Source organism: Desulfomicrobium norvegicum, assembly GCF_900114595.1.
GTDB classification, from domain to species: domain Bacteria; phylum Desulfobacterota; class Desulfovibrionia; order Desulfovibrionales; family Desulfomicrobiaceae; genus Desulfomicrobium; species Desulfomicrobium macestii.
In genome coordinates this window covers 42,266-59,544 of the sequence record NZ_FOTO01000003.1, presented here as the reverse complement: position 1 = coordinate 59,544, position 17,279 = coordinate 42,266, and the positions used below count along the sequence as shown (strand labels likewise).

Annotated in this window: 14 protein-coding genes; 10 read left to right on the top strand and 4 right to left on the bottom strand. The window is 64.2% G+C overall.

Features of this window, described 5'->3' with window-relative positions; translation table 11 throughout:
- Positions 1-464 precede the first annotated feature (464 nt).
- Genes BMZ24_RS06065 through BMZ24_RS06050 form a run of 4 tightly spaced genes read left to right on the top strand, consistent with a single transcriptional unit; the run spans position 465 to position 6,377 of the window.
- The gene (locus BMZ24_RS06065; protein ID WP_092190342.1) at positions 465-1,430 is read left to right on the top strand and encodes a carbohydrate kinase family protein; all 966 of its coding nucleotides are present in this window, start codon (positions 465-467) and stop codon (positions 1,428-1,430) included.
- Complete coding sequence (locus BMZ24_RS06060; RefSeq protein WP_092190340.1) at positions 1,427-3,583, top strand: HAD family hydrolase; 2,157 nt, start codon at positions 1,427-1,429, stop codon at positions 3,581-3,583. Before BMZ24_RS06065 ends, BMZ24_RS06060 begins: the two co-directional genes overlap by 4 nt.
- Entirely contained in the window at positions 3,580-4,413 is an 834-nt protein-coding gene (locus BMZ24_RS06055; protein WP_092190338.1) for an HAD-IIB family hydrolase, read from the top strand. Before BMZ24_RS06060 ends, BMZ24_RS06055 begins: the two co-directional genes overlap by 4 nt.
- 11 nt (positions 4,414-4,424) lie before the next feature.
- Positions 4,425-6,377 carry an alpha-amylase family glycosyl hydrolase gene (locus BMZ24_RS06050; protein WP_092190335.1) on the top strand — a complete coding sequence of 651 codons (1,953 nt, stop codon included), beginning with the start codon at positions 4,425-4,427 and terminating at the stop codon, positions 6,375-6,377.
- 87 nt (positions 6,378-6,464) lie between these two features.
- On the opposite strand, the gene BMZ24_RS06045 is transcribed toward BMZ24_RS06050, so the two are convergent.
- On the bottom strand, positions 6,465-7,409 hold the full coding sequence (locus BMZ24_RS06045) for a prenyltransferase (protein ID WP_208599811.1): 945 nt from the start codon (positions 7,407-7,409) through the stop codon (positions 6,465-6,467).
- Positions 7,406-7,825 (bottom strand): HIT family protein, encoded by a 420-nt coding sequence (locus BMZ24_RS06040; protein ID WP_092190333.1) that lies wholly within the window; start codon positions 7,823-7,825, stop codon positions 7,406-7,408. Before BMZ24_RS06040 ends, BMZ24_RS06045 begins: the two co-directional genes overlap by 4 nt.
- Before the next feature lie 215 nt (positions 7,826-8,040).
- Here BMZ24_RS06040 and BMZ24_RS06035 point away from each other — a divergent pair, with 215 nt between their 5' ends.
- The 6 genes from BMZ24_RS06035 to BMZ24_RS06010 are packed head-to-tail and all read left to right on the top strand — an operon-like array spanning position 8,041 to position 14,289.
- The gene (locus tag BMZ24_RS06035; RefSeq protein ID WP_092190331.1) at positions 8,041-9,582 is read left to right on the top strand and encodes an ABC transporter substrate-binding protein; all 1,542 of its coding nucleotides are present in this window, start codon (positions 8,041-8,043) and stop codon (positions 9,580-9,582) included.
- A 51-nt stretch (positions 9,583-9,633) separates the two neighbouring features.
- Entirely contained in the window at positions 9,634-10,644 is a 1,011-nt protein-coding gene (locus tag BMZ24_RS06030; protein ID WP_092190329.1) for an ABC transporter permease, read from the top strand.
- A gap of 9 nt (positions 10,645-10,653) precedes the next feature.
- The gene (locus tag BMZ24_RS06025; RefSeq protein ID WP_092190327.1) at positions 10,654-11,511 is read left to right on the top strand and encodes an ABC transporter permease; all 858 of its coding nucleotides are present in this window, start codon (positions 10,654-10,656) and stop codon (positions 11,509-11,511) included.
- Entirely contained in the window at positions 11,508-12,488 is a 981-nt protein-coding gene (locus BMZ24_RS06020) for an ABC transporter ATP-binding protein (protein ID WP_092190325.1), read from the top strand. The genes BMZ24_RS06025 and BMZ24_RS06020 overlap by 4 nt, the downstream gene beginning before the upstream one ends.
- Positions 12,485-13,468, top strand: coding sequence for an ABC transporter ATP-binding protein (locus tag BMZ24_RS06015; protein ID WP_092190323.1), 984 nt, complete (start codon positions 12,485-12,487; stop codon positions 13,466-13,468). The genes BMZ24_RS06020 and BMZ24_RS06015 overlap by 4 nt, the downstream gene beginning before the upstream one ends.
- Positions 13,465-14,289: a M55 family metallopeptidase gene (locus tag BMZ24_RS06010; RefSeq protein WP_161949059.1), complete on the top strand. Its 825-nt coding sequence runs from the start codon at positions 13,465-13,467 to the stop codon at positions 14,287-14,289. The genes BMZ24_RS06015 and BMZ24_RS06010 overlap by 4 nt, the downstream gene beginning before the upstream one ends.
- Positions 14,290-14,538: 249 nt before the next feature.
- Here BMZ24_RS06010 and eutC read toward each other — a convergent pair whose 3' ends face one another.
- Both eutC and BMZ24_RS06000 read right to left on the bottom strand, forming a co-directional pair.
- A complete protein-coding gene (gene eutC / locus BMZ24_RS20410; RefSeq protein ID WP_161949058.1) occupies positions 14,539-15,858 on the bottom strand; it encodes an ethanolamine ammonia-lyase subunit EutC in 1,320 nt (439 codons plus the stop codon).
- Positions 15,855-17,213: an ethanolamine ammonia-lyase subunit EutB gene (locus BMZ24_RS06000; protein ID WP_092190319.1), complete on the bottom strand. Its 1,359-nt coding sequence runs from the start codon at positions 17,211-17,213 to the stop codon at positions 15,855-15,857. Before BMZ24_RS06000 ends, eutC begins: the two co-directional genes overlap by 4 nt.
- Positions 17,214-17,279: the final 66 nt, after the last annotated feature.

The following is a 17,279-nucleotide window of genomic DNA, read 5'->3' as shown; positions in this document are numbered from 1 at the left end:
CCTGATCAAGCATAAGACATGAAAAAAGGGAGCTCACGGCTCCCTTTTTTCATTCTTCTCCAAAGACCAACCGAGCCAAAAGCCTTCGCCAGACTTGAACCTGTCTCCCGGTCGCCCTCCAGGACATCCTTCCAGACAGGCCTCGAACATCCAGCGCCAGAACTTCCACACTTTGTCCACATCCGCATCTGTCATGCGAGAAATGGATAGTTCCTGCTTTTATTGACATCATTCGCATAAAGAATGTAACAAAAAAATTTACATCTGCTTTTTTATTGATCCGCTAGCTACACTTCCCTTAAAAAAACATCTCGAATTCATCGACATGATAAAACGTCAATCAGCTTTCCAGACATTTCACTGGATATGAAGTTACAACAGCAAATACTGATTAAAATCATTCATCAATGAGACATGAGGCACACAAACATCCTGTAAATTCGACATAATGACGAGACATCCGTATGAAACTCACGACAAGCCCTCGGCAACCCGCCGCGCATCAAGACCCCGCCCCTGAAGGCCAAAGCCCTGCCGTCATCCTTTTCGGAGAAATTCTGGCGGACGTCTTTCCCGATCGCGCGGTTCTCGGCGGCGCGCCCTTCAATGTCGCCCGGCACCTTGCGGCCTTCGGGCTAAGACCGCTCATGATCTCCCGCCTGGGAGACGACGCCCTTGGCACCAGAATTCTTGCCGGCATGAAGGAACGGGGCATGGATGTCTCGGGAATCCAGATCGACGACAACCTGCCCACGGGACAGGTGCGGGTCCATCTCGAAGACGCGGGACACCGCTTCGAGATTCTGCCCCGGCAGGCCTATGACTTCATCGACCCGGCCGACGCCACGGCTGCGGCGATGGCGGCCGAAGCACCAGGACTCGTCTATTTCGGCACCCTGAGCCAGCGCCATCACGTCACCCGGCAAGCGTTGTCGGAGATGCTGCAAAACATCAAAGCCCCACAGTTTCTGGACATCAACCTGCGCGAACCCTGGTTTGACGAGGACACGGTCCGGTTTTCATTGCAGAGTGCAGACATCGTGAAGCTGAGCGACGAGGAATTGCGCACCCTGGCGGACATGTTCAAGGCGGGCGAAGGGTTGGCGCAAGCGCAGGGAGCCGAACTCAAGCGCATGTTCGACATCGACCGCCTGATCGTGACCTGCGGAAAATACGGAGCCTGGCAACTGGACAGGGACAATGAGCTCTTTATCGCCTCCCCCGGGAAGGAGCCCTCGCGCATCGTGGACACGGTAGGCGCGGGAGACGCCTTTTCCGCCGTGTGCATCCTTGGCATGCTGTCGTGCTGGCCAGAAACCACCGCCCTGAAGCGTGCCGACGACTTTGCCTCCGCCATCTGCGAAATCCGGGGCGCTGTTCCCGAAGATTCTGAATTTTATCAAAATTTTACCAAGGAGTGGACACGGTGAAGACACGCGGACAGCCCGTCAAAAAACCGCTTTTTATCGTGTTGATCAGCATTCACGGACTGGTGCGCGGACATGACATGGAGCTGGGCCGCGACGCGGACACCGGCGGACAGGTCAAATACGTGGTCGAACTGACCCGCGCTCTTGGCGAACGCCCGGATGTGGAAAAAGCCATCCTGCTGACGCGCAGGGTCATCGACGACGCCGTCAGTCCCGACTATGCGCAGGTGACCGAGCCCCTGTCCGACAAGGCCAGCATCGTGCGCATCGAATGCGGAGAGGAAAAATACCTGCGCAAGGAGCTCCTGTGGGACTCGCTGGATAATTTTTCCGACAACGTCTTCACCTTCCTCAAAAGCCAGGAGCGCATCCCCGATCTCCTGCACAGCCACTACGCCGATGCGGGCTATGTCGGAGCCAGACTCTCGCACCAGATGGGCATTCCCCTCGTTCACACCGGACACTCCCTGGGGCGCAGCAAGCGCCTGCGGCTTCTGGCCAGCGGCAGTTCGCGGGGACAGATCGAAGACACGTACAAGATGTCCCGGCGCATCGAAGCGGAGGAGACCACGCTCAGCGCGGCCGAGCGCATCATCACCAGCACTGGGCAGGAGATCGAGGAACAATACGGCCTCTACGATTTCTACCAGCCCGAACGCATGTGCGTGATTCCTCCGGGCACGGACCTCAGCCATTTCTATCCGCCCCGCGAGAGCGAAAAAAACACCGCCATCGCCAATGAACTGAAACGCTTCCTGCACCGCCCGGCGCGCCCCATGGTGCTTGCGCTCTCGCGGCCGGACCCGAAAAAGAACATCGTGACCCTCATCGACGCCTACGGAGAATCCCCTCATCTGCAGGAAGCCGCCAATCTGGTCATCGTGGCCGGCAACCGCGATGACATCCAGGACATGGATGAAGGTGCGCGGGGCGTCCTGAACGACATCCTCCTCGCCGTCGACCGCCACGATCTCTACGGCAAGATCGCCTACCCCAAGCATCACCGGCCCGAGGAAGTAGCCATCCTTTTCCGCTTGGCCGCCGCATCGCGCGGTGTTTTCGTCAACCCCGCGCTGACCGAGCCCTTCGGCCTGACCCTGCTCGAAGCCGCTGCCTGCGGGCTGCCCATCGTGGCCACGGAGGAAGGCGGCCCCATCGACATCATCAAAAACTGCCGCAACGGTCACCTCATCGATCCCCTCGACAAGGAGTCCATGGCAGAAACGATCCTACGCACCCTGATCGATAAAAAAGAGTGGCGCACCTTCGCCAAGAACGGCCTGTCCGGCGTGCGCCGTCACTATTCATGGCAGGCGCACGTGGAAAAATATCTGGATGTTGTCCGTCCGCTGGTGGAAAAAACCGCACCGCTGATCCGCATGGCTCCGATCCGACGCAGGGGCATTTCCCGCAAACAGGCGCTCTTCGCGGAACTGGATCTTAGCCTCATCGGCGAAAACTACTCGCTCACGGCGCTCTTGCAGACCCTGCACGCCCACCGCAAGACCGTCCTCTTCGGCATCGTCACCGGACGCCGCCTGGACAACGCCCTGGCCACCTTGCGCAAGCACAAGATCCCGCAACCCGACGTGCTGATCTCGGGTCAGGGCACGGAAATCCATTACGCACCGAACCTCACCCAGGACACTATCTGGGAACAACACATCAACCACCTCTGGGATCCTCGGGCAGTGCGCAAGACGCTGCGCGACATTCCGGGCCTGTCCCTGCAGCCCAAAAAGCACCAGAGCGCGTTCAAGATCAGCTACTACATCGATACCTCCGTGATCAGCGGACAGCAGGTTCGCCAGCTGCTCCAGCACAACGAGCAGGCCGTGAACGTGCTCGTCTCCTTCGGCCAATACCTGGACGTGCTGCCGCTTCGGGCCTCCAAGGGGCTGGCGCTGCGCTGGTGCTCCGAGCAGCTCGACTTTCCGCTGGAAAGCACCCTGGTGGCCGGGGTCACCGGAGCCGACGCCGACATGCTGCGCGGCAACACCTTGGGCACCGTGGTGGACAACCGGCATATCACTGAACTGTCCGAGCTTGCGAACATCGAGGGCATCCACTTCTCGGAGGCCTCCTTTGCGGCGGGGATTCTCGACGCCATGGCCCATTACGGATTTCCCGCCCAGGAGGAAGGCGCGTCATGAGACGGTTTCTGCTCTGCACCGACCTGGACCGAACCCTGATCCCCAACGGCCCAAATCCTCCGTGGCCGTCGGCCAAGGCCCTGTTCCGGAAGCTGGCGGCACGCGAGGAGATTTGTCTTGCCTACGTGACCGGACGCCACCGTGCTCTGATCGAAGACGCCATCGCGGAGTTCGAGCTGCCGTGTCCTGACTTCGCCATCGCCGACGTCGGGGCGAGCATCTATCAGATCAGGGCGGAAGAATGGCTACCATGGAGCACATGGGAACGGCACATCGCGCCGGATTGGGGCGGCATGCACTCCGAAGGTCTTGCGAGCCTACTGCGCGGCTTCCCTGAGCTGCACTTGCAGGAGCGGGAAAAGCAGGCCTCCTTCAAACTCAGCTATTATGTTCATCTGGACGTGGACTCCGGCGCGCTGACGGCCCGCATGCGCGAATGCTTGGAACGCGAGGGCATCCGCGCCAACCTGATCTGGAGCATCGACGAACTGGCGCATATCGGCCTGCTCGATGTCCTGCCGCAAAGCGCCGGAAAGCTGCACGCCATTCGCTTCATGATGGAGCGGCAACACTTTTCCCTGCACGACACCCTCTTCGCCGGCGACAGCGGCAACGACCTGGATGTGCTCCTGAGCGACATTCCGGCGGTGCTGGTGGCCAATGCCGACCCCGAAATCAAATCACGGGTGGCGGCAACAGGACGCGAAGCGCTGTACATCGCCACGGGCGAATATCTCGGCATGAACGGGAACTACAGCGCAGGAATTTTGGAAGGAGTCGCGCATTTCTGGCCCGAGGCCGCTGCGTGGCTGCAAGAATCTGAATCATAAAGGATGAATACATGTACGAACAAGCTTCCCATGCCCTGCTGAACGAAATCCTGGCCGGACTCAGGCCCGAAATCGGCAAATTCCGGCTGCGCCATTTCTATACCCGGCTGGGCGCGAATTTTTACGCCATATATTCCCTCTTCAAACTCCTCTATGGCGACCGTCCGGACTTCAAGCAACAGATGGTTCGTCTGGTCGAGACCCTTGCCCTGCGCTACATGGAGCGCACCCCCGCCCTGCGCAAATCCGATCTGGCGCGTGAAGTGCACTACAACTGGTTCCTGAACCAGAAGTGGGTGGCCATGGCCCTGTACTGCGACCGCTTCGCGGACAACCTGCAAGGTCTGCGCGAAAAACTCCCCTATTTCCAGGAACTGGGCGTGAACATGCTGCACGTCATGCCCATTCTCGACTGCCCGCCGGAAAACAACGACGGCGGCTATGCGGTGCGGGACTTCCGCAAGATCGACGCCCGCTACGGCACCCTGCAGGATGTCGAGGAACTGGCGGCCACGCTCAAGAACCGCGAAATCCTCCTGGTCCTCGACGTCGTGGTCAACCACACCTCCGACGAACACGAATGGGCGACGCGGGCGCGCCAGGGTGAAAAAAAATATCAGGACTACTACTACGTCTTCGACAACCGCGAAACACCCGACGCCTTTGAGGAGGGCATGCCCGAAATCTTTCCGGTCACCGCTCCCGGGAACTTCACCTGGGACGAGACCATGGGCAAGTGGGTCATGACGGTTTTCAACAACTACCAATGGGACCTGAACTACCGCAATCCGGCGGTACTCATTGAAATGCTCGACATCATCCTCTTCTGGGCCAACAAGGGCGCGGACATCCTGCGCCTCGACGCCGTAGCCTTCCTGTGGAAGAAGATCGGCAGCACCTGCCAGAACGAGCGCGAAGCCCATCTGCTGCTGCGGCTCATGAAGGACTGCTGCCAGGTGACGGCTCCCGGCGTGCTGTTCATCGCCGAGGCCATCGTCGCGCCGGGTGAAATCGCCAAGTATTTCGGCGAGGACGCGATCTATTCCAAGGAATGCGAGATCGCCTACAACGCCTCTCTCATGGCCCTGCTCTGGGATGCCGTGGCCACCAAGAACGCAAACCTGCTCAATCTTGGGGTCAAGAACCTGCCGAACAAGCTGGAGCGGGCGACCTGGCTCAATTACGTGCGCTGCCATGACGACATCGGGCTTGGTTTCGACGACAGCGACGTGGCCCTGGCAGGATACGATCCGACCCTGCACCGGGCCTTTCTGGTCGACTATTTCACGGGCAGATTTCCGGAGTCACCGGCCAGGGGCATGCCGTTCGGCACGAACCTGAAAACCGGCGACGCACGCATCTCCGGTTCGCTGGCTTCGCTGGTCGGCCTGGAATCGGCGCTGGAGTCCGAGGATGAGGACGCCATCACCGCCGCAACCAAAACCATCACGCTGCTGCACAGCGTAATACTCTCTTTTGGCGGTCTGCCGCTCTTGTATTACGGCGACGCCATTGGCACGCTGAACAATCTGGAGTTCCTGTCCGATCCGGCCACCCAGCACGATTCGCGTTGGGTGCACCGTTCCCGTTTCGACTGGGACAAGGCGGAAAAACGCCATCAGAGCGGCACGGTCGAACAGCGGATCTTCTCTTCGCTCAAGAAAATGATCGCCCTGCGCAAGGAAATCCCGGCCTTCGCGGATTTCGACAATCGTCACCTGCTGCTCATCGAGAACCCGAATCTGCTGGTCTTCTACCGCACGGACCCGGAAAACTGCCGCAGCCGGGTGCTCGTCATCAACAATTTCAACGTCGAAGCGCAGCCGCTTCCCGTTGACGCCCTGACGCCGCACGGATTCTTCACAAACGATAGCATGACTGACCTGTGTACCGGCGAGCGCGTGCCCGTGGAAGATGGACGGCTTCTGATCCCGGCCCTCTCTTTCTACTGGCTCAAGGATTGACGGCCGGGAAATTCTCCGAAAATTCCCGGCCGTGATGATGCCTCAATAAAGGCGAAGGATGATCGGCCCGACGGTGTGAGGCAAAAATCAGGAAGCCAGAAACAGGATCGCCAGGCCGATCATGGGCGTCAGGGAGAAGGCCACCTGGGCGGTCACAAAGACGAGCATGCCGCGCTCTCCCGGCCGGGCCCCGGCCAGGATCAGGCTGACCAGACAGAGGATCAGGCAGGGCAGGGCCAGCGCTGCCCTCGCGAACAGCGTCACCCCCGGCAGCGGCACGAACACGAACCAGACCAAAGCCAGGGCGTTCAGCCGCAGGATGGTCCGCCGGCTCCCCGCAATGCCGAACCGCACGGCGTGGGTACGCTTGCCGTCGGCCCGGTCGGACGGCTCGTCGGGCAAGGCGGTGGCCATGGCACAGGACAGGGACAGGGCGAGCATGAGCGGCATGATCGCCCAGGGCAGCCCGGCGAGGGTCCCGGCGTGGGCGCTGAAGCCGATCATGGGCAACACGAGCCCCACGCCGACCATCTGTAGGTATTCCCCGCCGCCCCGGTAGGACAGGCGCAAAGGCGGATAGCTGTAGGCCCACAGCAGGGCCAGGCCGAAGAGGATGAGCGGCAGGGGCAGCCAGGTGCCATGCCGACCCCCCAGAAAGACCCCGGCCAGAGCCGACAGCACGGCGCACAGGACAGCCGCCCGAGCCAGCTGCCGCCGCGACAGCAGCCCATCCACAAGGACCCTTGAGCCACCGGAAAAAGGGGTGAAGGTAAAATTCCTGCGGTCCGTGGCCATGTCGGCCACGTCGTTGGCGAAGACGATGTAGAGCTGGCTGGCCAGGCCGTAGAGATGGCAGACTAGGACGACCTCCCAGGAAAACCCATCGCCCATGGCCAGGGCCTGCCCCAGGAGCAGGGGCCAGAAGATGTACATCTGCGAAGGCAGGCGCGCCGCCTGAAGCCACGCCCGCCAGGCGGGCGTGGTGGGCTTCGGAAGAGCATCCTCGGGGTCGGGACGGGCGGACGCGGTCATGCACCGCTCCCCTGCAGGCATTCCAGAGCCCGCTCCTTCACGCGTCCGATCTCCCCGTCGGTGTACACGCACCCCGGCACGACCCTGCCCCAGACGACGCCCGGCCAGTAAGGGTCGCTCCGCCAGCGCCCGATGACGTGGAAATGAAACTGCGGCACCAGATTGCCGATGGCGGCGACATTAACCTTGTCGCAGGTGAAGTCCGACCGGAGCATGGCCGACAGGGCGGACGAAGCCGCGACCAGCCGGTCCCGAAGCCCGCCGGGCAGCTCGTGCCAGTCCCCGGCCGAGGTTTCGGGCACCAGGATGAGCCAGCGTACCTGGGCGTCCCGGTGCAGCAGAAGGCGGATGTCCCGCCAGCTGCCGAGAACATGGCAGTCCGCGGCCAGAGTGGGGTGAAGCGTGAAATGGTTCATGGAGACACGCTACGGCAGGCGGGTTCGGGCGGCAAGACACTCCTTTGGCATCCCGAAACATTCGCCATCTGTTCGGCAAGAATGTACAAATCTGTCTGCACACAACAATTCCCAATAAGCATAAAAAGACGAGTACTTTACAGGCAACGCAATCCGGTGCTAGTCGCAGTCCGTGGCGTCACTTTTTCCATAATCACTTACGGAGGTATGGGAGCATGCGCATCTGGACACTTTGTCTTCTCCTGCTGATCGGGTCCATGGCGCCCGCGGCCTTCGCCGCGGACAAGGACACCCTCGTCGTCGCCGTGTCCTCGGACATCCACACCCTGGACCCGGGCGTGTCGAGCGACAACTACGACTGGCGGCAGATCTACCCCTGCTACGACCGCCTGGTGAAGTACAAGGTCGAGAACGGCGTCGGCCTGACCGAGGTGGAGCCCATGGCCGCCGAATCCTGGGCCGTGTCCGAAGACGGCCTGAAATGGACCTTCAAGATCCGCAAGGGCATCGCCTTCGACGACGGCACGCCCCTGAACGCCGAGGCCGTGCGCTTCTCCCTGGACCGCACCATGGCCATCGGCAAGGGACCGGCCGACAACATCAGCGCCATCGCCTCCATGACCGCCCTTGACGAATACACCCTCGAAATCACTCTGAAAAACCCCTACGGCCCGTTCCTGCAGACCCTGGCCACCGACGGCGCGTCCATCGTCAATCCCAAGGTCGCGGCCAAGGCCGTTGGCGACGACAAGGCCCAGGCCTTCCTGGCCGAAAACGTGGACGGCAGCGGCCCCTTCCGCATCGCCGAGTGGACCCGCGGCCAGCGTTGCGTGCTCGAGGCCAAGGAAAACTACTGGGGTGACAAGCCGAAGCTCAAGAAGGTCATCATCCGCTTCATGTCCGAGTCCGCCGACCGCCGCATGGCCCTGGAACAGGGCGACGTGGACATCGCCGAGAACATCCTCATCGACCAGATTCCGGCCCTGGAGAAGAACAAGGACGTCGTCGTGAACCGCTTCCCCTCGCAGATGGTCGAGTACGTCTACGTCAACTGCCAGAACGAGAAACTCAAGAACCCCGCCGTGCGCCAGGCCCTGTCCTACGCCGTGGATTACAAAGGCATTATCGACCACGTCCTGCAGGGCAACGGCGTGCAGATGCGCGGCCCCATCCCCGACGGCATGTGGGGGCACCGCAAGGATGTCTTCCAGTACACGCTCGATGCCGCCAAGGCCAAGGAACTGCTCAAGTCCGCCGGCGCCGAGAACCTGGAGCTGACCCTCATCTACTCCGAGCGCCGCGCCACCTGGGAGCAGATCGCCCTGGTCATGCAGGCCAACCTGGCCGACATCGGCGTGAAGCTGAACCTGGAGCTCATGGCCAACCCGACCCTGCGCGACAAGATCGACAAGGGCGACTTCGAGCTGTGCCTGGGCGCCTGGAGCCCGGACTTCGCCGACCCCTACATGTTCATGAACTTCTGGTTCGACTCGGCCAAGCAGGGCCTGCCCGGCAACCGCAGCTTCTACACGAACGAAAAGGTTGACGAACTCGTCCGCAAGGCCGAAACCCTGTCCGACGTGGAGGAGCGCAAGAAGCTCTACAGCGAGGCACAGGACATCATCATGCAGGACGCCCCCTACATCTTCCTGTACCAGATCCAGACCATCGTACCCCTGCGGGCCAACGTGCAGGGCTACGTGTTCAACCCCATGCTCGAATCCATGTACAACTTCGAGTCCATCTCGAAGAAATAACCCGACATCCCGTCCCGGCCGGCTGCAACCGGCCGGGACCCCTTGGACCGAATGCGGATACTCGCCTACATCATCAAGCGCGTCCTGGCCGCCATCCCGGTGCTCATCGGGGTGAGCGTCCTGACGTTCATCATCTCCCACGCCATCCCCGGCGACCCGGCACGCATCATCGTCGGGCCAAAAGCCAGCAAGGAGGCCGTGGAGACCATCCGCAGGGAGCACGGCCTGGACAGGCCCCTGCCCGTGCAATACGTGCGCTACATGAAGGGCCTCGTACAGGGCGACCTGGGGCAGTCCATCCGCAACCACCGGCCCGTGACCAAAGACCTGGCCGACTTCTTCCCGGCCACCCTCGAACTGACCCTGGCCAGCCTCGTCCTCTGCCTGGCCGTGGGCATCCCCTTGGGCATCCTGGCCGCCGTGCGGCGCAACCGCCTGGCCGACCACGTGGCGCGGGTCTTCTCGGTCATCGGCGTGTCCACCCCGGTCTTCTGGCTGGGGCTCATGCTTTTGCTGCTCTTCTACCGCAACCTCGGCTGGCTCCCGGGCTCGGGCCGCGTGGACATCACCAGCTCGCCTCCGGCGGCCGTGACGGGCCTCTACGTCATCGACGCCGTCCTGGCCCGGGACTGGGCGCTGCTCAGGGAAGTGCTGAGCCACCTCATCCTGCCGGCCTTCTGCCTGTCGTACGTGTACCTGGCGGTCATCACGCGCATCGTGCGCTCGTCCATGATCGCGGTGCTCGGGCAGGACTACATCACCACGGCCAAGGCCAACGGGCTGTCCACGGCTCGGGTCATTTTCAAGCACGCCTTCAAGAACTCGCTCATCCCCACCGTGACCATCGCCGGCCTGTCCCTGGGCGAACTGCTTGGCGGGGCCATCCTGACGGAGACCATCTTCGCCTGGCCGGGCATGGGCAAGTACGTGGTGGACTCCATCAACTCCCTCGATTTTCCGGCCATCATGGGCTTCACCCTGCTGGCCAGCACGGCCTACGTGGTCATCAACCTCGCGGTGGACGTGCTCTACGCTTTCCTCAACCCGCGCATCCGCTACTAGGGGAACGACGTGGCCGCACACCCGATCTTCCGCGAGCTGAAGCTCACCCTGCGCATCCTCTCGCACAACCCCTCGGCCGTGATCGGCGGCGCGGTCATCGCCGCCATGGTCCTGCTGGCCGTGGCCGCGCCCCTCGTCGCCCCCTACGATCCGGTCAAACTGTCCCTCGGCGAGCGTCTCATGCCGCCCGGCGCGGCCCATTTCTTCGGCACGGACGAACTCGGCCGCGACATCTTTTCCCGCGTGATCTACGGCGCGCGCATCTCCCTCTCCATCGGCCTGCTGGTCATCACCGTCGCCGGCGTGACGGGGGCCCTCATCGGCGCGACGTCCGGGTATTTTGGCGGGAAAATCGACAACGCCATCATGCGCCTCATGGACGTCATCCTGTCCTTCCCGTCGCTGATCCTGGCCCTGGCCCTGGCCGCGGCCATGGGGCCGAGCCTCGTCAACGCCATCCTGGCCACGGCCTTCGTCATGATCCCCAAGTTCGCCCGCCTGGTGCGCGGCGAGGCCCTGGTGGTGCGCGAAATGCCGTACGTCGCCGCCAGCCGCGTGGCCGGGGCAGGGCACGGCTTCATCATCCGCCGCCACATCCTGCCCAACTGCCTGAACTCCGCCATCGTCCTGGCCACCCTGACCCTGGGCGACGCCATCCTCATCGCCGCGTCCCTATCCTTCATCGGCCTGGGCGCCCAGCCGCCGACCCCGGAATGGGGCGCCATGATCGCCTCGGGGCGCAAGTTCCTCATGGACCAGTGGTGGTACGCGACCTTCCCGGGGCTGTTCATCCTCGCGACGGTCATCGGCTTCAACATCTTCGGCGACGCCCTGCGCGACGTCCTGGACCCGAGGATCAGGCGATGAGCGCCCCGCTGCTCGACATCCGCGACCTCTCGGTCAGCTTCCGCACCTACCAGGGCCGGGCGCACGTCCTCGACAGGGCCTGCCTGACCGTGAACCGGGGCGAGGTCATGGGGCTGGTGGGCGAGACGGGCTGCGGCAAGTCCGTGCTCTCGCGGGCCGTGCTGCGCATCATCCCCTCCCCCCCGGGCAGCATCGACGGCGGCGAGATCCTCTTCGAGGGGCGGGATCTGCTCACGCTTCCGCGCACGGACATGCGCCGGCTGCGCGGCGAGCGCATCTCCATGATCTTCCAGGAGCCCATGAACAGCCTCAATCCCGTCTTCACCGTGGGCAACCAGATGCGCGAGGTCGTACGCGCCCACCGGAAGGCGAGCCGGTCCGAGGCCACGGACGCCTGCCTGGAGATGCTCGCCGCCGTGCGCCTGCCAGAGCCCGGATCCGTGCTCCGGGCCTACCCTCACGAACTTTCGGGCGGCATGCGCCAGCGGGTCATGATCGCCATGGCGCTGATCTGCAACCCGTCCCTGCTCCTGGCCGACGAACCGACCACGGCCCTGGACGTGACCGTGCAGGGACAGATTCTGGCCATCCTGGCCGAACTGGCCGAGCGCCAGGGGCTGTCCATCCTTTTCGTGACCCACGACATGGGCGTGGTCGCCCAGCTCTGCAACCGCGTGGCCGTCATGTACGCCGGGCAGGTGGTGGAGGTCGCCGACGTGCAGAGCATCTTCGCCCGGCCGGCGCACCCGTACACCCGTGGCCTCATCGCCTCCATCCCGGGGCGGTCCTCGGGCGGGGAGCTTTACGCCATCCCGGGCAGCGTCCCGAACCCCATCGACCCGCCGCCGGGCTGCCGCTTCCATGACCGGTGCCTCAAGGCAACCGGTGACTGCCGCAACGTCGCCCCGGAAATGATCAGGGTCGTCCCGGATCACAGCGTGGCCTGCCATCTTTTCAACCAGGACGGCCTGTCATGAGCGGCGAACTGCTTCGCGTGGAGAACCTGTGCAAGGCCTTCCCCCTCGGCGGCGGCTTCCTGGAGGGGAAAAAACGCTGGCTCAAGGCCGTGGACCGCGTTTCCCTGCATCTGGAAAAAGGCGAAACCCTGGGCCTGGTCGGCGAGTCGGGCAGCGGCAAGAGCACCGTCGGCAACCTCATCCTGCGCCTGCTGGACGCCGACAGCGGCTCCGTGCGCTTCGAGGGCGTGGACGTGACGCGGCTCAAGGGGGCGGAGCTGACCCGGGCCAGGGCGCGCATGCAGGTCGTTTTCCAGGACCCGCAGAGTTCCCTGGACCCGCGCATGACCGTGGGCAACATCGTCTCCCTGCCGCTGAAGATCCTCGGGCTGGCCAAGGGGGGTGAACTGCGCGAACGCGCCGCCGCCAGCCTGGCCGAGGTGGGCCTGGGGCCCGAATGCCTGGACCGCTACCCCCACGAATTCTCCGGCGGCCAGCGCCAGCGCATCGGACTGGCCCGCGCCCTGGTGGCCGACCCGGCCTTCGTGGTCATGGACGAGCCCACCAGCGCCCTGGACGTCTCGGTCCAGGCCCAGATCCTGAACCTCATGGGCGACCTGCAGGCCCGGCGCGGCCACGCCTACCTGTTCATCTCCCACGACCTGACCGTGGTCCGGCATGTCAGCCGGCGCATCGCGGTCATGTACCTGGGCGCCATCGTCGAGACCGCGCCCACGGAAAAGCTTTTCGAGACCCCGGGGCACCCCTACACGCGGGCCCTGCTGGCCTCGGTGCCCGTGCCCGACCCGGCCCAGCGCCGCAACCTGGCCCGCCTGACCGGCGACGTGCCGAGCCCCGTGGACCTGCCGCCGGGCTGCCGCTTCCACCCGCGCTGCCCCGAGGCCATGCCATGCTGCGCAAGCGTCGAGCCTCCGAGGGTCGAGCTCTCGCCCGGGCACATGGCCGTCTGTCATCTCCACAACCAGAGGAACACACCATGAAGATCTATATCAGCGCAGACATCGAAGGCGTTGGCGGCGTGGCCCGCCACGAGCACTCCCGCGTCGACGGCCGGGAATACCCCCTGGCGCGCCGGCTGATGACGAACGAGGTCAACGCCGCCATCCGCGGCGCCTTCGGGGCCGGGGCTTTGGGCGTGACCGTGGCCGACTCCCACAACGTCGGCCTGAACCTCCTGCCTGAGGAACTCGACGAACGCGCCCGCCTGGTCATGGGCTCGCCGCGCCCCCTGTCCATGATGCACGGCATCGACGAATCCTTCGCCGCCGCCTTCTTCGTCGGCTACCACGCCATGGGCGGGACCATGAACGCGAGCATCGTGCACACCTTCACGGGCCGCCTGCAGGAGGTCCGCCTGAACGGGGTCAAGGTCGGGGAGATCGGGCTGAACGCCGCCCTGGCCGGGCACTTCGGCGTGCCCGTGACCTTCGTGGCCGGCGACCTGGCCGCCTGCCGCGAGGCCGAGAGGCTGCTGCCGGGCGTGCGCACCCTGGCCGTCAAGGAGGCCATCGGGGCCTACGCCGCCGTCTGCGAGCATCCGGCCAGATGCTGCCGGGCCATCGAGGCCGCGGCCAGGGAGGCCGTGGCAAACCCGCCCAAGGTCGAACCGCTGGTCTTCGCGGGAGAGGTGGAACTGACGGTGCGCTGCACCACGGCCTCGGGCGCCGACCGCGCCGGCATGATCCCGCGCGCCAGGCGCCTGGACGACCTGACGGTCAGCTACGTCGGCGCCGACGTGGTCGAGGCCTTCCAGGCCTTCAACACCATGAGCTGCCTGGTGGAGCTGGTCCCGTTCATCTAAGGGCTCGCCTGTTCGGGGGTTAATGAGGTCTTTCGCTATCCCTTGTTGTCCGTTATTTTAGGTTAACGGGTTATCCTAAAATAACGGACAGCCTTATTTCAGGATCAGGCAACGGATGCGGAGCTCGCAAGCGGCCATCAACCGGCATCAATCATTCTTACCTTCGACGCCAGCCAGACGCAGAACGCCCCGTCTCCAGACAACGGAAACGGGGCGTCTTCATTTCAAGACCGCTGCACCTTTGCCGGATCAGCAAAACGCGGAATGCGCCGATATCTCTCCCGTCGGCATCTCTTCCCCAAAAGGCATGGCCAGGACGTACATCTGCGGGACGCCCGCATATCTGAGGGTCTCGTAGCTCCTGAAGACGAACCTTGAGTAGAACTCGGAATCGCCCACCAAGACGACTCCGCACGCGCCTGCGTCCCGAGCCTCCCGCAGGGCCTCGCGGACCAGGGCGGAACCGATGCCCCGACCCTGAAGTTCTGGCAGCACGCCCACTGGCCCAAGCAGGAGCCAGCCATCGGCGCAGTCCCCGACGCGAGCCGGGGACAGGGCGATATGTCCCGTCAGCCTCCCGCCCTCCTCGGCCACAAGCGACAGGGTGAGGCCCCCCGCCTGTCGCAGGCGCTCCACGATCAGATGCTCCGTGGGCTCCGCGCCGGGAGCGTGCTGGGGGTGGTTCAGGAAGGCCGCGTGCTGCAGCCTTGATATCTCGGGGACGTCGACGCCCTTTTCCTTTCTGATGATCATTGCCGTATCTTTTCCGGAATCCGGGAGTTTCGGCAAAGGCTTGCCAAAGGGCAAATGCCCCGGAGCCATCCTGTCCTTGAGCGCCACCCCGCTCACTCCGAGCCTCAAAGCCTCCTCCACGAGATACCCGAGCTTGCGCACGCCCTCGGCCAGGCTCAAACCGCCCTCGCGCACGTTGGAGATGCAGTTGCGGGCCTCGTCCGTGATGCCCACTCGGGGGTTCATGGTCAGGTAGACGCCCATGGAGTTGGGCGAGGAAAGGCCCGGGCGTTCGCCGATGAGGATGACGGACAGGCGGGCCCTCAGGATTTCCCCGATCTCGTCGGCCACGGCCACGCGCGCGTTTTCCACCAGACAGACCGGGGCCACGCTCAGCCCGGCCTGACCGAACATGCGAACGCAGGCCGGCACGAAGTCCGGGGCGTTCTCGTGGATGGCCCGGGCCGAGAGGCCGTCGCCCACCGCCAGGCAGATGTCGAAGCCCTTGTCCAGCCCCTGCAGGACCGCAACCGACCGTTCGCTCAAACGCCGGCCCTTGTCGGGCCGGGTCAGGTATTCTTCCCGCCCGCCCACTCCCGACTCCAGCTCGACGCAGGCGATGCCCGCCGTGCGCAGGCTCTCAGCCAGCTCCGCCCGCCGGAACGGGGTGTGCACGGCGTCGCGGGCCCGGGCGTGATCGAGCCTGAAGGACAGGCTCTCGGCCAGGGGCAGGCTCGACCCGCTCCGCCCGACGGCGATGCGGGCCGCCGTGAACCGCCTGAGTTCCGCCCAGGGGTCTGCGCAGACCGTAACGGGCGCCGTGGTCCGATCGCTCATGAGTCCTCCCGTACGGCGCCCGGCAGGCCCAGCAGGCGGTTGCCTTTTTCGATGGGCACAAGCCGCCCGGCCCCGTCCATCACCCCCGAAGACTCGAGCCAGGCCGCGAACTCCGGCGCTGGTTTGCGGCCCAGGAGCTTGCGCAGGTAGGCCGCGTCGTGGAAGGACGTGGACTGATAGTTGAGCATGATGTCGTCGGCCCCGGGCACGCCCATGACAAAGGTGCAACCCGCCGCGCCCAGCAGGGTCAAGAGGGCGTCCATGTCGTCCTGGTCGGCCTCGGCGTGGTTGGTGTAGCAGACGTCCACACCCATGGGCAGGCCCAGGAGCTTGCCGCAGAAATGGTCCTCGAGGCCAGCGCGGGTGATCTGCTTGCCGTTCAGCAAGTACTCGGGCCCGATGAAACCGACCACCGTGTTGACCAGCAGCGGCTCGAACCGGCGGGCCACGGCGTAGGCGCGGGCCTCCAGGGTCTGCTGGTCCACCCCGTGGTGCGCCCCGGCCGAGAGGGCGCTGCCCTGACCCGTCTCGAAATACATGACGTTGTCCCCCACCGTACCGCGCCCCAGGGACCGCGTAGCCTCCAGCGCCTCCTGCAGCAGGGGGAGCGACACGCCGAAGCTCGCGTTGGCGGCCTCGGTCCCGGCGATGGACTGGAAGCACAGGTCCACGGGCGCGCCGCGTTCGATTGCCTCCATGGTCGTGGTCACGTGGGTCAGCACGCAGCTCTGGGTCGGGATGGCGTACCGGGCGATGAGCCCGCCCAGCATGTCGGAGATGCGGCAGATGTTGTCCAGGCTGTCCGTGGCCGGGTTGACGCCGATGACCGCGTCCCCGCAGCCGTAGCACAGGCCGTCCAGGGTCGAGGCCGCGATGCCCGAAAGGTTGTCGGTGGGATGGTTGGGCTGCAGGCGGACCGAAAAGCTGCCAGGCAGGCCGATGGTGTTGCGGAAGCGCGTCGTGACCCGGCATTTGGAGCCGACCAGCACCAGGTCCTGCAGGCGCATGAGCTTGGACACGGCCGCGGCCATCTCCGGGGTCACGCCCGGGGCCAGGCGAGCCAATGCCACGCTGTCGACCTCGTCGGTCAGGAGCCAGTCGCGAAACTCGCCCACGGTGAATCCACTGATAGGCGCAAAGGCCACTTGATCGTGCGTGTCGATAATCAGCCGCGTGACCTCGTCTTCCTCGTAGGGGACGACGTGTTCTTCCAGAAAACGGGTCAGGGGCACCCCGGCCAGCTCCATCTGGGCCAGCACGCGCTCCTCTTCCGTGGCGGCCGCCACTCCGGCCAGGACATCGCCCGAGCGCAGGGGCGAGGCCTTGGCCAAAAGCTCCTTCAAAGTTCGTTTCATTTCATGTCCTGTCGGGCAAGGCAAAGCCGTGCACCTTTGGTCTTTCTTCACGCCCGCAAATCGCGG

Bases quoted from the DNA above. Each gene is read 5' to 3' on its own strand.
- BMZ24_RS06030 (WP_092190329.1), top strand. From the start codon at position 9,634: ATGCGGATACTCGCCTACATCATCAAGCGCGTCCTGGCCGCCATCCCG.
- BMZ24_RS06045 (WP_208599811.1), bottom strand. From the start codon at position 7,409: ATGACCGCGTCCGCCCGTCCCGACCCCGAGGATGCTCTTCCGAAGCCC.
- BMZ24_RS06065 (WP_092190342.1), top strand. From the start codon at position 465: ATGAAACTCACGACAAGCCCTCGGCAACCCGCCGCGCATCAAGACCCC.
- BMZ24_RS06000 (WP_092190319.1), bottom strand. From the start codon at position 17,213: ATGAAACGAACTTTGAAGGAGCTTTTGGCCAAGGCCTCGCCCCTGCGC.
- BMZ24_RS06050 (WP_092190335.1), top strand. From the start codon at position 4,425: ATGTACGAACAAGCTTCCCATGCCCTGCTGAACGAAATCCTGGCCGGA.
- BMZ24_RS06010 (WP_161949059.1), top strand. From the start codon at position 13,465: ATGAAGATCTATATCAGCGCAGACATCGAAGGCGTTGGCGGCGTGGCC.
- BMZ24_RS06055 (WP_092190338.1), top strand. From the start codon at position 3,580: ATGAGACGGTTTCTGCTCTGCACCGACCTGGACCGAACCCTGATCCCC.
- BMZ24_RS06020 (WP_092190325.1), top strand. From the start codon at position 11,508: ATGAGCGCCCCGCTGCTCGACATCCGCGACCTCTCGGTCAGCTTCCGC.
- eutC (WP_161949058.1), bottom strand. From the start codon at position 15,858: ATGAGCGATCGGACCACGGCGCCCGTTACGGTCTGCGCAGACCCCTGG.
- BMZ24_RS06035 (WP_092190331.1), top strand. From the start codon at position 8,041: ATGCGCATCTGGACACTTTGTCTTCTCCTGCTGATCGGGTCCATGGCG.
- BMZ24_RS06015 (WP_092190323.1), top strand. From the start codon at position 12,485: ATGAGCGGCGAACTGCTTCGCGTGGAGAACCTGTGCAAGGCCTTCCCC.
- BMZ24_RS06040 (WP_092190333.1), bottom strand. From the start codon at position 7,825: ATGAACCATTTCACGCTTCACCCCACTCTGGCCGCGGACTGCCATGTT.